The organism is Deinococcus koreensis (genome assembly GCF_002901445.1).
Lineage (GTDB): Bacteria > Deinococcota > Deinococci > Deinococcales > Deinococcaceae > Deinococcus > Deinococcus koreensis.
Genome location: NZ_PPPD01000001.1, coordinates 2,918,328 through 2,931,875, shown reverse-complemented (window position 1 = coordinate 2,931,875; position 13,548 = coordinate 2,918,328). Strand labels below are relative to the sequence as shown.

At 70.4% G+C, this 13,548-nt stretch carries 14 protein-coding genes; 5 read left to right on the top strand and 9 right to left on the bottom strand.

Annotation, left to right across the window (positions count from 1 at the left end; genetic code table 11):
• Positions 1-25: 25 nt before the first annotated feature.
• Both tmk and CVO96_RS13940 read right to left on the bottom strand, forming a co-directional pair.
• Positions 26-637: a dTMP kinase gene (gene tmk, locus CVO96_RS13945; RefSeq protein ID WP_243398366.1), complete on the bottom strand. Its 612-nt coding sequence runs from the start codon at positions 635-637 to the stop codon at positions 26-28.
• A gap of 97 nt (positions 638-734) precedes the next feature.
• Positions 735-1,529 (bottom strand): Nif3-like dinuclear metal center hexameric protein, encoded by a 795-nt coding sequence (locus tag CVO96_RS13940; RefSeq protein ID WP_103312747.1) that lies wholly within the window; start codon positions 1,527-1,529, stop codon positions 735-737.
• Between the two features lie 50 nt (positions 1,530-1,579).
• Between CVO96_RS13940 and CVO96_RS20780 the strand changes: the two genes are divergently transcribed.
• A complete protein-coding gene (locus CVO96_RS20780; RefSeq protein ID WP_133161801.1) occupies positions 1,580-1,765 on the top strand; it encodes a hypothetical protein in 186 nt (61 codons plus the stop codon).
• 192 nt (positions 1,766-1,957) lie between these two features.
• Here CVO96_RS20780 and CVO96_RS13935 read toward each other — a convergent pair whose 3' ends face one another.
• The 3 genes from CVO96_RS13935 to CVO96_RS13925 all read right to left on the bottom strand — a co-directional run bounded on the left by CVO96_RS13935 (position 1,958) and on the right by CVO96_RS13925 (position 5,762).
• Positions 1,958-3,139, bottom strand: coding sequence for an acetyl-CoA C-acyltransferase (locus tag CVO96_RS13935; RefSeq protein WP_103312746.1), 1,182 nt, complete (start codon positions 3,137-3,139; stop codon positions 1,958-1,960).
• Positions 3,140-3,220: 81 nt separating this feature from the next.
• Positions 3,221-3,586 carry an endonuclease domain-containing protein gene (locus tag CVO96_RS13930; RefSeq protein ID WP_103313504.1) on the bottom strand — a complete coding sequence of 122 codons (366 nt, stop codon included), beginning with the start codon at positions 3,584-3,586 and terminating at the stop codon, positions 3,221-3,223.
• Between the two features lie 97 nt (positions 3,587-3,683).
• Entirely contained in the window at positions 3,684-5,762 is a 2,079-nt protein-coding gene (locus CVO96_RS13925; RefSeq protein ID WP_103312745.1) for a 3-hydroxyacyl-CoA dehydrogenase NAD-binding domain-containing protein, read from the bottom strand.
• A 147-nt stretch (positions 5,763-5,909) separates the two neighbouring features.
• Here CVO96_RS13925 and CVO96_RS13920 point away from each other — a divergent pair, with 147 nt between their 5' ends.
• The 3 genes from CVO96_RS13920 to CVO96_RS13910 all read left to right on the top strand — a co-directional run bounded on the left by CVO96_RS13920 (position 5,910) and on the right by CVO96_RS13910 (position 9,527).
• Entirely contained in the window at positions 5,910-6,935 is a 1,026-nt protein-coding gene (locus CVO96_RS13920; RefSeq protein ID WP_243398365.1) for an NADPH:quinone oxidoreductase family protein, read from the top strand.
• Positions 6,936-7,155: 220 nt separating this feature from the next.
• Complete coding sequence (locus tag CVO96_RS13915; RefSeq protein WP_243398364.1) at positions 7,156-8,298, top strand: semialdehyde dehydrogenase; 1,143 nt, start codon at positions 7,156-7,158, stop codon at positions 8,296-8,298.
• Entirely contained in the window at positions 8,295-9,527 is a 1,233-nt protein-coding gene (locus CVO96_RS13910; protein WP_103312744.1) for an NAD(P)/FAD-dependent oxidoreductase, read from the top strand. Before CVO96_RS13915 ends, CVO96_RS13910 begins: the two co-directional genes overlap by 4 nt.
• Positions 9,528-9,669: 142 nt before the next feature.
• On the opposite strand, the gene CVO96_RS13905 is transcribed toward CVO96_RS13910, so the two are convergent.
• The 4 genes from CVO96_RS13905 to CVO96_RS13890 all read right to left on the bottom strand — a co-directional run bounded on the left by CVO96_RS13905 (position 9,670) and on the right by CVO96_RS13890 (position 12,395).
• Positions 9,670-10,116: a hypothetical protein gene (locus tag CVO96_RS13905; protein WP_103312743.1), complete on the bottom strand. Its 447-nt coding sequence runs from the start codon at positions 10,114-10,116 to the stop codon at positions 9,670-9,672.
• 67 nt (positions 10,117-10,183) lie between these two features.
• Complete coding sequence (locus tag CVO96_RS13900) at positions 10,184-10,543, bottom strand: hypothetical protein (protein WP_243398363.1); 360 nt, start codon at positions 10,541-10,543, stop codon at positions 10,184-10,186.
• Between the two features lie 104 nt (positions 10,544-10,647).
• Positions 10,648-11,577 (bottom strand): formyltetrahydrofolate deformylase, encoded by a 930-nt coding sequence (gene purU / locus CVO96_RS13895; RefSeq protein WP_103312742.1) that lies wholly within the window; start codon positions 11,575-11,577, stop codon positions 10,648-10,650.
• 149 nt (positions 11,578-11,726) lie between these two features.
• Positions 11,727-12,395, bottom strand: a complete 669-nt coding sequence (locus CVO96_RS13890) for a TetR/AcrR family transcriptional regulator (protein WP_103312741.1) — start codon at positions 12,393-12,395, stop codon at positions 11,727-11,729.
• 194 nt (positions 12,396-12,589) lie between these two features.
• On the opposite strand from CVO96_RS13890, the gene CVO96_RS13885 reads away from it, so the two are divergent.
• Positions 12,590-13,450, top strand: coding sequence for a hypothetical protein (locus tag CVO96_RS13885; protein WP_103312740.1), 861 nt, complete (start codon positions 12,590-12,592; stop codon positions 13,448-13,450).
• Positions 13,451-13,548: the final 98 nt, after the last annotated feature.

The window sequence follows — 13,548 nt, the reverse complement described above, 5'->3', positions numbered from 1 at the left end:
CGCCTCACGGGTCGCTCGTGTGCGCCTACACGCCCAGGCGCGCGGCGACGGCGGCCCAGATCGCGGCCTGCAGCGTGTCCTCGTCCTGGGTGGCGTCCAGGCACAGGAAGCGTTCCGGTTCGCGCCCGGCCAGCGCCAGGAACCCGGCCCGTACCCGCTGGTGGAAGGCCAGGTCGGCCCGCTCCAGGCGGTCGGGTTGCCCCCGGCGCGCAGCCCGCTCCAGGCCCACCACCGGGTCGAGGTCGAGCAGCACGGTCAGGTTCGGGCTCAGGCCCCCGGTCGCCGCCCGCGTGATGTCCGCCAGCAGCGCTCCCTCCAGCCCACGTCCGGAACCCTGATAGGCGAGGCTGGAATCGGCATAGCGGTCGCAGACCACCACCTCTCCCCTGTCCAGCGCGGGCCGGATCACGTTCGCCACGAGCTGCGCCCGGCTCGCCGAATACAGCAGGAACTCGGGCAGCGGGTCGATCTCCAGCGCCGGGTCGAGCAGCACGTCCCGAACCCGGCTGCCCAGCGGGGTGCCGCCGGGCTCACGGGTGACCATGTGCGCCACGCCCTCCCGCTCCAGCCGGGCCACCAGCCGCGTGAGCTGGGTGGTCTTGCCCGCGCCCTCCGGCCCCTCGAAGGTGACGAACATCAGGCCCCTACGGGTCGGGGAGGGTTGATGGTCGATGGTTGATCGAACAGACTCCATGTTCCACCGACCATCGACCATGGACGGCGCGCAGCGCCCATCACAGGCCGGTGGGGTGGTGCAGGAACTGCCAGGGCAGGCCGAATTCCTCCTCGACCTTCGCGGCCAGGGCGCGCACCCCGAAGACCTCGGTCTCGTAGTGGCCGGCAAAGACCACGTTGATCCCGTACTCGAAGGCGTCGTGGAAGTGCTTGTGCTCGGGCTCGCCGGTCAGCAGGGTGTCCAGGCCCAGCGCCGCCGCCTCGGGCACGCGGTCGGCGCCGCCCCCGCTGCAGATACCCACGCGCCGCACCGTGGGGCCGCCGCCGCCGTGAACGAGGCAGATCTCGCCGGTCAGCTTCTGCACGCGATCCGCGAAGTCCTGCAGGGACTGCTCGAAGGGCAGTTCGCCCGCCAGACCGATGGGCTGGCCCTCCCACGTCCCGAAGGGCACCGCGTTCTGCAGGCTCAGCGCGCGGGCGATCATGGCATTGTTGCCGACCTCCGGGTGGGCGTCCAGCGGGATATGCGCCGCGTACAGGTTCAGGTCGGCCATGACCGCCGTCCGGACGCGCTGGTAGTGCGGCCCCACGATGGGCAGCGCCTGCCTCCAGAACAGCCCGTGATGCACGAGCAGGATGTCCGCCCCGCTGTCGGCCGCGTGCTGGAGGGTCTTGACGCTGGTATCCACGGACGCGGCCACGCGCCGGACGATGTCCGTGCCCTGGATCTGCAGGCCGTTCAGGCTCGGATCGGGATAGGCGCCGATGTTCAGGTACTCATTGAGCCACGCCACGAGGTCTGCACGCTGCACCTCGCCGGGCTTGTTGGGGGAAACGTCCGACATAGGGGGCATTGTAGAGGGGTGGTCGGCCCGGCACCGTGGCGGCCGGCGGGGAGGGAGTCGTGGACGAGGACGATCAGCAGGCTGGTTTATTCGAACATCACAGACTGGTCTCTGTCGATCGGACGGGCGACCGGCGGCCTCCTCCCTCACCTCCTTCGCTGGAGTTTCTGCTCGGCCGGATACGTCCCGAACAGCTTCACGACGAGACGGAGTGGGGCGAAGCGCAGGGTCTGGAAGAGTGGTGAACTGGCCCGACGAGGCTTCGCATTCAGCCTGAACGCGCTGAAGGATCTCGCCTGGGTCTTGACCTGGAGACGCTTCGCTGACGCTCAACCTGACCAGTTGCGGTGCGAGGGGCGCTCGGGGCCGGTGGAGGGCGTGACGGAGAGGGGCCGCCTGCACGACGCTGGCGGCCCCTCTCCCGTTCTATAAGACCTCTACAGCACCTCGAACAACCCCGCCGCGCCCATGCCGCCGCCGACGCACATGGTCACGACGACGTGCCTGGCGCCGCGCCGCTTGCCTTCCAGCAGGGCGTGGCCGGTCAGGCGGGCGCCGCTCATGCCGTAGGGGTGCCCGATGGAGATGGAGCCGCCGTTCACGTTGTACCTCTCGGGGTCGATGCCCAGCTGGTCGCGGCAGTACAGCGCCTGCACGGCGAAGGCCTCGTTCAGCTCCCACAGGTCGATGTCGCCCACGCTCAGGCCGTGGCGCTTCAGGAGCTTGGGCACGGCGTAGATCGGGCCGATGCCCATCTCGTCGGGTTCGCAGCCGGCGATGGCGAAGCCCTTGAAGAGCCCCAGGGGCTGCAGGCCGCGCTCGCGGGCCACGTCGGCATTCATGACCACCACCGCCGCCGCGCCGTCGGAAAGCTGCGAGGCGTTCCCGGCCGTGATCACGCCGCCCTCGAACACCGGCTTGAGCTTCTGCAGCCCTTCCAGCGTCGTATCGGGGCGGTTGCCCTCGTCCAGCTTCAGCGTCACTTCCTTGTCGCTGATCTCGCCGGTCGCCTTGTCCTGAACCTTCATGGTCGCGGTCATGGGCACGATCTCGTGGTCGAACTTGCCCGCCTGCTGCGCCGCCGCCGTGCGCTGCTGGCTCGTCAGTGCGTACTCGTCCTGCTGCTCACGCGAGACGCCGTAGCGCTTCGAGACAATCTCGGCGGTTTCCAGCATGGACATATAGATCTCAGGCTTGTGCTCCATCAGCCACTCGCCCCGCAGGCGGTACTTGTTGGCGTGCTCGTTCTGCGTCAGGGAGATGCTCTCCAGGCCGCCCGCCACGAAGATGTCGCCCTGCCCGGCCATGATGTGGTTCGCGGCCAGCGCGATGGTGTTCAGGCCGCTGGAGCAGAAACGGTTGACCGTAACGCCGCTGACCGTGACCGGAAAGCCGGAGCGCAGCGCGATCTGCCGGGCGATGTTGGAGCCGGTCGCGCCCTCCGGGTTGCCGGCCCCCATGATCACGTCCTCAATTTCGGACGGATCGACGCCCGCCCGCTGTACCGCATGGGTAACCGCGTGCGCGCCGATGTCGGAGCCGTGGGTGTCGTTCAGGTAGCCCCGGTAGGCCTTGCCGATGGGGGTGCGGGCGGTGGAAACGATGACTGCTTCGGGCATGATGGGACTCCTTTGGATGGGTGGCTTGACGGTGGTCAGGAAGGGGCGCCGGGCCAGGTCACCCCCTCCCAGCCTCCCCCCTCAAGGGGGAGGGGTCTGAAGATTCAGGGCCTGTTGTATGCGCTCCAGAACTCCATCAGGGTTGCTTCTGACTTCGTTGTTCCAGAAACGGAGTGTCTTGAAGCCGTGTTCGAGCATGTCTGCATCCCGAATCACATCATCTGCACTATCTGCATGCTGGCTGCCGTCGAGTTCAACAACCAGCCCCCGCTCATAACACACGAAGTCGACGACATACCGGCCCATAGGTTCCTGCCGGCGAAAGCTGACACCGAGTTGTCGGCTGCGGATCCGGCTCCACAACAGGCGTTCTTCGGGTGTCAGGTTCCGCCGCAAAGCACGCGCAATCTGCGACGACGGACTGGTTGGCGGCAGGCGGCTCGACATTCTGCCTCCTACCGCGCCGTGCCCCTCCCCCTCGAGGGGGGAGGCCGGGACTCGCAGAGCTGCACAGCAGAGGGGGTGGGTGAGCGCAGCGATCGCCTCACCCCCGTCCCTTCTCCGCATCAAAGTCCGCGAACGTCTTTCCTTCATCGGCCAGACGCTTCAGCAGGGGCGCGGGGGTCTGGCCGTAGCGCTCCAGGTCAGCCACCACGCTTTGCAGACCCTGCTCGCTGGCGTACTGCATGGGGCCGCCCCGGTAGGCGGGGAAGCCGTAGCCGTAGATGTAGATCACGTCGATATCCCCGGCGCGCTGCGCGATGCCCTCCTCCAGAATCCTGGCGCCCTCGTTCACCAGCGAGTAGGCGAGGCGCTTGGTGCTCTCCTCCTGGGTGATCTCGCGGGGGGTGACGCCCTTCTCGGCGCGGTAGTCCTCGATGAGCCGCTGCATCTCGGCGTTGGGCCTGGGCTTGCGAGTCTCGTCGTAGTCGTAGATGCCGGCCCCCGTTTTCTGGCCCTTGCGGCCGCGTTCCACGATGCGGTCGAGCCAGCCGTCCGGTTTGGGCCTGCCCGCCACCTTCGCCTGGTGCGCTCTGATGGCGTAGCCGATGTCCAGGCCGGCCATGTCGCTCATCTGGAAGGGGCCCATCGGCAGGCCCAGCGCGTTCATGCTGGCGTCCACGTCCTCGGGTTTCGCGCCTTCCTCGACGAGCTTGCGGGCCTCGTCGCCGTAGCGGTGCACCATGCGGTTGCCGACGAAGCCGTCGCAGACGCCCACGACCACGCCGACTTTCCTGATCTTCTTCGCCAGGGCCATGCTGGTGGCCAGCACCGAGTCGCTGGTCTGGTCGGCGCGCACGATCTCCAGCAGCTTCATGACGTTGGCGGGGCTGAAGAAGTGCAGGCCAATGACGCTCTCAGGGCGTTTCGTGACGCTGGCGATCTCGTTCACGTCCAGGGTGGAGGTGTTCGTCGCCAGGATCGCGCCGGGCTTGGCGATGGCGTCGAGCCGCGTGAAGATCTCCTTCTTCACGTCCATGTTCTCGAACACGGCCTCGATGATGATGTCGGCGTCCTTCAGGTCGGCCATGTCGAGGGTCGGGGTCAGGAGGGCCATGCGCCCCTCGACGTCCTCCATGGTCATGCGGCCCTTCTTCGCGGTGTTCTCGTAGTTCTTCCGGATCACGCCCAGGCCCCGGTCGAGGGCGTCCTGCGCGGTCTCCACGATGGTCACGGGAATCCCGGCGTTCAGGAAGTTCATGGCGATGCCGCCGCCCATGGTGCCCGCGCCGATGATCCCGGCGGATCTGATTTCGGTGGTGGGCGTGTCTTTCGTGAGGCCCGGAATCTTCGCGCTCTCGCGCTCCGCGAAGAAGATGTGGCGCAGGCCGCGCGACTGCGGCGAGTCCTTGGCCTGCATGAACAGGGTGGCCTCGGCGTCCCAGCCCTCCGCGAAGGGTTTCGTGGCGGCCATCTCGGCGAGATCGACGATCAGCGACGGCGAGAGCTGGCCCCGGTGGGTCTTCTTGATGCCTTCGCGGGCGGCGGCGAAGACCTCGGGCGCGGCGCCGGGCACGGCCTTCTCGCTGATGCGCGGCAGCGGGCGGGTATCGGCGTGCCCGCGGGCGAAGGCCAGCGCGCCGGCCAGCAGGTCGCCGTCCACAAGCTGGTCGATCAGGCCGAGCTGCAGCGCTTCGGTTGCCTTGATGGGATTCCCCGACAGCATCATCTCCAGTGCCTTCTGCGCCCCGACCACGCGGGGCAATCTCTGGGTGCCGCCGGCGCCGGGCAGCACGCCCAGTTTCACTTCCGGCAGGCCCACCTGGGCATCTTTCACCGCCACGCGGTAGCTGCAGCCCATCGCCAGTTCCAGGCCGCCGCCCAGCGCCGTGCCGTGGATGGCGGCCACGGTCGGTTTGGGGAAGGCGTCGAGCTTCTGGATGGTGCCGCGCAGATCCGGCGACTGCTCGCGGGGCAGGTTGAAGGTCCTGATGTCGGCCCCGGCGACGAAGGTGCGCCCGCCGCCGATGATGACGACCGCCCGGATGGTGTCGTCGGCGGCGGCGGCGTCCAGGCCGGCTTTCAGGCCCTCGGGCACGCCGGGCGAGAAGGCGTTGACGGGCGGGTTGTTGATGGTCAGGACGAGGATGTCATCCTGGCGGGACTGGTCGACGATGCTCATGAAATGGGCCTCCTTCGGCGGGTGGCAGGGAACGGATTGCGGTTGCGGCCCCCAGCTTTCCACGATTCCTGGGGGCGGTCAAACACGTCCGCGTTCAAGGTGTACGTTTACGTTCACTTCCCGGGGGACACCCGCTATGCTGCCGCCATGAGCAATCCGGAGACGAGCGGCCCAGAAATGATGAGAGCGGTGGTGGTAGAGCGGCTCGGCCCGCCCGACGTGATGGAGCTGCGCGATGTGCCGGTGCCCACGCCCGGCCCCGGCGAGGTGCGGATCGAGGTCGAGGCCGTGGGCATCAACTTCGCGGACGTGCTGGCGGTGGCGGGCGAGTACCTGACCCGCACGCGGGTGCCCTACACGCCGGGCATGGAGTTCGCCGGGATCGTGGAGTCGCTGGGCGAGGGCGTACCCGCCGGTGGAGTGGGGGGCGTGCGCGTGGGCCAGCGGGTCGCCGCGCTCGGCGGCAGCGGCGCGCTGGCAAAATACGCCGTGGTGCGCGCCTCGGGCATCATCCCGGTGCCGGAGTCGTTGAGCGGCCCGCAGGCGGCCGCCTTCCCCGTGTCGTATTTCACGGCGTACCACGGCCTGAAAACCCTGGGGCGCGGAGAGAGCGGCGAGTGGGTCTGGGTGCAGGCGGCGGCGGGCGCGCTGGGCACGGCCAGCATCCAGCTCGCCAGGGCGCTGGGGATGAAGGTGGCCGCCACCGCCAGCACCGAGGAAAAACTCCAGATCGCCCGCGACCTGGGCGCCGACGTGACGCTGCTGCAGGACGACCCCGAGCGCGTGCAGAAGCTCCGCGACGCGGCGGGCGGGCAGGGCATCCCCCTGATTCTGGAAGTGGTCGGCGGGTCACGCTTTCAGGAGAGCCTGGATGTGGCCGCCCACCGGGGCCGCATCATCGTGATCGGCAACGCCAGCCGCGAGGGGGCCACCCTGCGGCCGTTCGAACTGATGAAGCGCAACCTGACCGTGACGGGCCTGTGGGTCACCTCGCTGATGGGGGACGTGGAGGCGACCCGGGAGGCCGCCCAGGCGCTCGCGGGGCTGGTCGGCAGCGGCCAGGTCACGCCGCAGGTCGGCCCTGTCTACCCACTGGCCGACAGTGCGCGGGCCTTCCAGGATCTGCTGGATCGCAAGACCACCGGCAAGGTGATCATCGAACCCGGGCGCTGAGACGGATTCCGCCCGACTCCTGACACCGCCCCCTAAGTCCATCCCGTCCGTCGTGGCCCCTGCTCGGCCAAGCTGTTCCGCGCCCGAGACCAGAGGCCACGACGACGGATGTATCTGGAGCCCCGGCGAACCGGCCTGACCCTGACCGGTCACCGCGCCGATCACGCTTCCGCCCGGGCCGATAATGGCCTGATCACGCCCCGCTGTGCACAGTGCCTCCATGGACAGGGACACCGAGCACAGCCGCACCGACCTCAGCCCCGCTGGGCCAGCCCCCGAACAGGCATTCCGGCCCCGCCACCCGGTCGCCTTCCTGGTGCATCCGCGCACGGACGTGGCGCGTGACCTGGGAGGCGTGTGCCGCCCGCTGGGGCTGATCCCGAACCCGGTCTACGAGGGGCTGATGCGCCGGGTCTCGCTGCCCAGCGTAGTGACCGGCGTCCTGCGCTACGAGGACAACCCGGAGCGCCCGGCGGGCTGGCTGATCACGGTGCCGCTCACGCCCCGGCAGCTGCTAGCCGGCGGCCCGCGGGTGCAGGGCACCATCGGCCGGGCGGTCGACCGGGCCCGCGACCTGGGCGCGCGCACCGTGGGCCTGGGCGCCCTGACCGCGCCGGCCACCGGGGGCGGGGGGGTGTTCCGTCACCGCGAGGACATCGGGGTGACGAACGGCAACGCCTTCACGGCGGCCATGACCTTCCTGGGCGTGCAACGCCTGCTGGCCCAGTGCCCGCCCGCCGCGCGGATCGCCGTGGTGGGCGCCAGCGGCAGCGTGGGAAGCTGCCTGACCCAGCTGCTGGCGGCGCGGACGAGCAACCCGCTCCTGCTGGTCGCCCGCCACGAGGGGCGCCTGCGCGGCCTGCAGGCCCGTCTGGGCGAGGGCCGGGCCGAGATCACCACCGACATGGCCCGGGTGCGCGGCGCCGACCTGGTGGTGCTGCTCACCAGCGCGCCGGACGCCGTGCTCCGCAGCGAACACCTGGGCCTGGGCGCCACCGTGCTCGACGACACCCAGCCGCGCAACACGCGCCCGGAGCTGCTGCTGGAGCGGCCGGATATCCGCATCGTGGACGGCGGGCTGGTCAGCGTGCCGGGGGTGCGGCGGCGCGGCTACCTGGGGCTGCCCACGGGCATCGCCTTCGCGTGTCTGGCCGAGACGCTGCTGCTGGGCCTGGCGGGACACCCCGGGCACTTCGCGCTGGGAGCGCCCTCGGTGGCGCAGGCCGAGTACCTGCTGCATCTGGCGGGGCGCTTCAGCCACCTGGGCTTCACGCTGGCCGCGCCGCATTCCTTCGGCGAGCCGGTGAGCCTGGAGCCCCGCGCCCGGCGCCCGCTGCGGCCCCTGCAGGGTGTCCCGGCGTGAGCGGGGGGGCCCGTGTCCTGATCCTGGGCGGCGGCTACGTGGGCATCGACGCCTACCGCTCGATCCTGCGCCGCGCCGGCGGGGCGGTCAGGCGCGGGGAGATCCGGATCACGGTGGTCAACCCCACGCCCTTCCACACCTTTCACGGCTTCACCGGCGAGGTGCTGGGCGGTCTGCTGGGGCTGGAGCACACGCTCACGCCGCTGGGGCCGCTGCTGCCCCGTGCCCGGCTGGTCGAGGGCACGGCCACGCGCGCCGATCTGGACGCGCAGACGGTCGAGGTCGCGCTCGCGGCCGGCGGCACCTGCACCCTGGGCTACGACCACCTGCTGCTCGGCACCGGCTCGCGCGACCCCTTCGAGCGGCTGCCGGGGCTGCGCGAATTCGGCTGGCGGCTCAAGGACTCGCGCGACATGCAGGCGTTCCGCACCCGCCTGGAGGAACGCTTCCGCTCGCGCCAGCCCACGACCTTCGCCGTGATCGGCGGCGGCTTCGCCGGGGTGGAGATGGCGGCGGCCCTTCAGGAACGCCTGAGGCGCGAGGCCCTGCCCGGCCGGGTGCACCTGCTGAGCAGCGGGGGCGTGCTGGACGGTCTCAGCGAGCGGTTCCCAGGTCTGGCACAGCATGCCCAGAGGTCGCTGGAACGCGCCGGGGTGCGCCTGCACCTGGGCGCGCGGGCCACCGAACTGCGGCCGGGGGGCGTGCGCCTGAAAGGGGGGCCGCTGATCCACGCCGACGAGGTGCTGTTCGCCGCCGGCATCTCGCTGAGCGTCCTGCCGGGCACTGAAGCCCTGCCGCGCGACGCCTCGGGGCGCCTGCTGGCCGACGAGTTCCTGCGGGTGCGGAGCCAGGCGGCCGTCTGGACGGGCGGAGACGCGGCGGTGGTCCGGCGTCCGGGAGCGCCTGACTCCTGCCCGGCCAATGCGCTGTGGGCCATGAAACACGGCATGTGGGCGGGCAGCAACATCGCCCTGAGCGTGCGTGGTCGGCCCCTGAAACGCTTTTCCTACAGGGGACTGGGGCAGGCCGCCAGCCTGGGCCTGGGCAACGGCGTGGCCGAGCTGCTGGGCGTGCCCCTGACCGGCTGGGCGGCCTGGGCGCTGCGGCTGGGTTTCTTCACGTGGTACATGCCCAGCAAGGCGCATGGCGCACGGGTGCTGCGCGACCTCCTGCGCCTGCCGTTCCGGGCGCCGCCAGAGGTCGGGCCCCTGCCGGTGGCCGCAGACTGACCAGGGCTCCGATCCCGTCCCGATTCATCGAGGGCACGGGGACTCGCGGAGTGGCGAAGAGCGGCGACGGACAAGGGACGAGGGTCGAACACTCGGGACAGCTCCGCGTATTCGGCCCTCAGACGGCAGTCCGGGGGAGCGCTCAGCCCCCCGTGAACAGCCGCAGCAGCGGGCGCCACCAGGGAATCAGCAGCAGCACCAGCAGCAGCGTGATGGCCGTCCAGGTGGTCGCCACGCGGAATTTGCCCCGGTCGCTGGCGGCCCGGCGGCTCAGGGCGCTGCCCACCGTGGCGGTGACGGCCGCCAGCAGACCTAGGCCCAGGTGCTGCCACTGGAAGCCGGCATTCGGGGCGCCCGCGAAGACCGGCGCCCCCTGCGAGCCCAGCAGGCCGTACAACAGCAGGCCCAGGATCAGCTGCAGGTGCACGGTGCCGGTGAAGGCCACCACCGGGCGGCGATCCTGCGGCGTGAAGGCGCGGCCGCTGCGGACGCCCGGCACGGTGCGGATCAGTGTCCATACGCCGGTCGCCAGCACCAGCCAGCGGTTGATGTTGTGCAGGGTCAGCAGGATCAGGTACACGGTCGCCATGCTCCAGAGTGTATCCAGGGACGGCTTGTGGCTTCGGGGATCACGGCCTCTCCATTCTTTCAGCCCCCTACTTCAGCAGGGCGGAGATCTGGCGCTGCATGGCCTGCAGCACGGGCCGGCTCTTCAGGCAGGCCACCAGGGCGCGCGTGGCGTGGTGCTCGTCGCCGCTCAGCCCGCCTTGCAGGTGGGCGCGCACCACAGGGTCGAGGCGGCCGTGGCGGTAGAGCAGCCCCGCGATCAGGTTGTCGGCCCCCAGGCGGTGACGCAGCACGCCGTCGCCGTCCACGGTCTGCAGCATCAGCTTGCCCCGGTCGTCCAGGGTCAGCAGGCCCCGCTGTGGCTGCCCGGCCCGCCGGCTGATCAGTTCCAGGGTGTCCTGAAAGGCCGGCAGCAGGTTCACGGCCAGGCTGCGGCCCAGCAGGATCACCCTGGGCTGGTCGTCCAGTGTGCAGATCAGGGTCTGCGCCAGCGCGCGGGCCAGCCGGTCGCCCTCGTCCAGCAGGGCCTGGCGTTCGGGCGTGACTGGCGTGCTCAGAACACCACGGTCTTGTTGCCGTGCACCAGCACGCGGTCGTCGATGTGGGCCTTCACGGCGCGGGCCAGCACCTGGCGCTCCACGTCGCGGCCCAGGCGCATCAGGGAGTCCGGCGTCTCGCGGTGGGTGACCGGCAGGACGTCCTGCTCGATGATCGGGCCGGCGTCCAGTTCCTCGGTCACGTAATGGCTGGTCGCGCCGATGAGCTTCACGCCCCGGTTGAAGGCCGCGCGGTAGGGGTTGGCACCCACGAAGGCCGGCAGGAACGAGTGGTGGATGTTGATGACCGGCCGCCCGAAGCTCCGCAGGAACTCGCCCGAGAGGATCTGCATGTAGCGGGCCAGGACGGCGAAGTCGGCGCCGGCCTCCTTCATCAGCCGCACCTGCTCGGCCTCGGCCTCGGCCTTGGTCTCCCTGGTCACGGGCACGACCTGGAAGGGAATGCCGAACATCTCGGCGTCGCGGCGCAGGTCGCCGTGGTTGGAGATGATCAGGGGGATCTCCACCATGATGTCGCCCCGGCGCTTGCGCCACAGCAGATCCAGGAAACAGTGGTCGTAGCGGCTGACCAGGATCACCATGCGCTTGGGCACCGTGCGGTAGCTGAGGTTCCAGTCCATCCCGAAGGGGCCGGCGACCTCGGCGGCGAAGGTGCGCTCGAAGGCCTCGCGGGCCAGATCCAGCCCGGCGAGGTGGAACTCCATCCGCATGAAGAAGGTGCCGCCCGCAGGATCCGTGCTGTGCTGGTCGCTGTGGATGATGTTCGCGCCGTGGCCGTGCAGGAACTGCGACACCGCCGCGACGATGCCCCGCTGATCCGCGCAGGCGATGGTCAGGACGGCGGTGTTCAGCGGGTCGAGCGCCGACTGGGGCTCGGTCGTCTGAGGCTCGGTCGTCTGGGGCGGGGACGTCTGAGGAACGGTCATGGCTCAGAGGATACGCAGCCCCGGCGCCGGGAGGGGGGCGGCTGTGTAGGGCTTGTGCGGGGCCCCTCGGCAGGGCCGCCACCAGTCAGACTGTGTCTCAGGACAGAACGGAGCTGACCGGCAGCAGAGGCCGGCGGCCGGACAGCCACTCAGGCCTGGCTGCCGCGGGGCTCCTCGGCCGCCAGCCGGTCGATGACCGCCCGCATGGCAAGTTCGAACTCGTGGGAGAAGGGATCGGAGGCCCCTTCCGGCTCGCGCTGGGCGTCGCTGGGCGGGGCGCTCAGCGTCATTTCCTCGGTGAGCTGCTGCCAGCCCAGTCCCAGGGCGTAGAGATGGCGCAGAATCCGCAGGCCGGTCGCCTCGCTGAAGGGCAGGTGCGAGACCAGCACGCCGATCCGGGCCCGCAGCTCCCTGCGGAACTCGCGGGTCAGCTCGGGGCGCACGTTACGCTCCAGCACCGTGCCCAGCAGCACCAGCAGCCGCCTGAGGGGCGCCACGTCCGCACTGGCGTCGATCAGCACGTCGGCCACCGCCTGGGGGCTGCCCGGCTGGCGTTCCTGCAGCAGCCTCACGGTGCTGGTCACCCAGGTGTGCAGGTGCTCGGTGACCAGGGCCAGGAACAGTTCTTCCTTGGTGTCGAAGTACAGGTAGAGGGTGCCCTTGGCCAGCTTGGCCTCGCGGGCCACGTGGTTCATGCTCAGGTCGGTGTAGGAGGTGCTCGTCCAGAGGCGTTCGGCGGCCCTCAGAATGTCGTCGCGGCGTTGGTTCTTCTCGGCGGCGCTGCGCGCACGGGCGGGGCGGGAAAGTGTACTGACCATGGGTTCAGACCATAGCCCCGTGGCCCGGGTGGGCGCTGTGAAGACCTTCACGTGTTCTGATCGGCCCGGGGGCGTGTCGGTGCGGCAATTGATCCGGGGGGCGGCCGGCCGGAGGAAGCGGCCCACGGCCCCCCGGGAAGGGCGGCCTGGCCTTCAAAGTAGACGCTCATGCAGCGCGCTTAGGATGCCGGCATATGGTTTCCCATTCCGCTTCCCTGCGCGCCGGACTGCTGACGCTGCTCATGACCTCGGCCCTGGTGCTGCCCTCCGCCCATGCCCAGACGGCTCCCGCACCCACGGCACCTGCACCCATGGCGCCTGCACAGCCCGCACCCGCCGCTGCGCCCGCCCCCACCAGCCCCAGCACGCCGGCCAAGGCCACCACCTCGGGCGCGACCACCCAGGCGGTCAGTGCCGTGGCCGTGGAGCTGAGCGCCGCCGTGCGCGGACAGATCGTGTCCTGCCCGGCCGCCCTGAAGCTCAGCCCGCGGGCCGTGTGCCTGTATGTCAAGAGCGGCGCGGCCTCGCTGCGCCCGCTGATCAAGGGTCGGCTCAGTGGCCGCACGGCCGGCGACTGGAAGATCACGGGCAAGTCCAGCACCCTGCTGGTGTCCCAGAAGGCCGGCGGCTCGGTGGGGGCCTTCGTGCTCCTGAGCAGTCTGGCCGATCAGGAGTCGCTGGTCGTGGTGGACGCCGTGCAGGCCGCCGCCGCTCCGGCCGCCAAGATCGCCGTGCCCGCCGGGGTCACCCGGGGCCAGCCCTACGTGCTGGGCAGCGACCTCGCCGGAGTGGTGAAGGTCACCAGCCTGGGCGCGGGCAAGTTCCGCCTGAGCACCGAGGATCAGCAGCCGCTCACCGTCACCGTCGGGCAGCGCAGCGCGCAGACCCAGGGCGGATCGGTGGAACTGCCGCTGGCCCCCGCCACGGACGGCCGTAACCTGATCTTCCCGGTGTCCGGTCTGCGCGCCCTGGGCTGCACGGTGACCCCGGCGGCCAGCGGCCTGACCGTGGCCTGTGGCGTGGAGAGCGTCGGCCTCAAACCCATCGTGTTCTGACCTCCGGACTCCGGGAAGGGTGGTCTGCGCCTGCGTGCCGACGGTCGTCAGGCAGCCGGGGCTGGTGGGCCGGATTCCGGGGCAGAGAGTGGGCGTAG

Bases quoted from the DNA above. Each gene is read 5' to 3' on its own strand.
- tmk (WP_243398366.1), bottom strand. From the start codon at position 637: ATGTTCGTCACCTTCGAGGGGCCGGAGGGCGCGGGCAAGACCACCCAG.
- CVO96_RS13940 (WP_103312747.1), bottom strand. From the start codon at position 1,529: ATGCCCCCTATGTCGGACGTTTCCCCCAACAAGCCCGGCGAGGTGCAG.
- CVO96_RS13935 (WP_103312746.1), bottom strand. From the start codon at position 3,139: ATGCCCGAAGCAGTCATCGTTTCCACCGCCCGCACCCCCATCGGCAAG.
- CVO96_RS13930 (WP_103313504.1), bottom strand. From the start codon at position 3,586: ATGTCGAGCCGCCTGCCGCCAACCAGTCCGTCGTCGCAGATTGCGCGT.
- CVO96_RS13925 (WP_103312745.1), bottom strand. From the start codon at position 5,762: ATGAGCATCGTCGACCAGTCCCGCCAGGATGACATCCTCGTCCTGACC.
- CVO96_RS13920 (WP_243398365.1), top strand. From the start codon at position 5,910: ATGAGCAATCCGGAGACGAGCGGCCCAGAAATGATGAGAGCGGTGGTG.
- CVO96_RS13915 (WP_243398364.1), top strand. From the start codon at position 7,156: ATGGACAGGGACACCGAGCACAGCCGCACCGACCTCAGCCCCGCTGGG.
- CVO96_RS13905 (WP_103312743.1), bottom strand. From the start codon at position 10,116: ATGGCGACCGTGTACCTGATCCTGCTGACCCTGCACAACATCAACCGC.
- purU (WP_103312742.1), bottom strand. From the start codon at position 11,577: ATGACCGTTCCTCAGACGTCCCCGCCCCAGACGACCGAGCCTCAGACG.
- CVO96_RS13890 (WP_103312741.1), bottom strand. From the start codon at position 12,395: ATGGTCAGTACACTTTCCCGCCCCGCCCGTGCGCGCAGCGCCGCCGAG.
- CVO96_RS13885 (WP_103312740.1), top strand. From the start codon at position 12,590: ATGGTTTCCCATTCCGCTTCCCTGCGCGCCGGACTGCTGACGCTGCTC.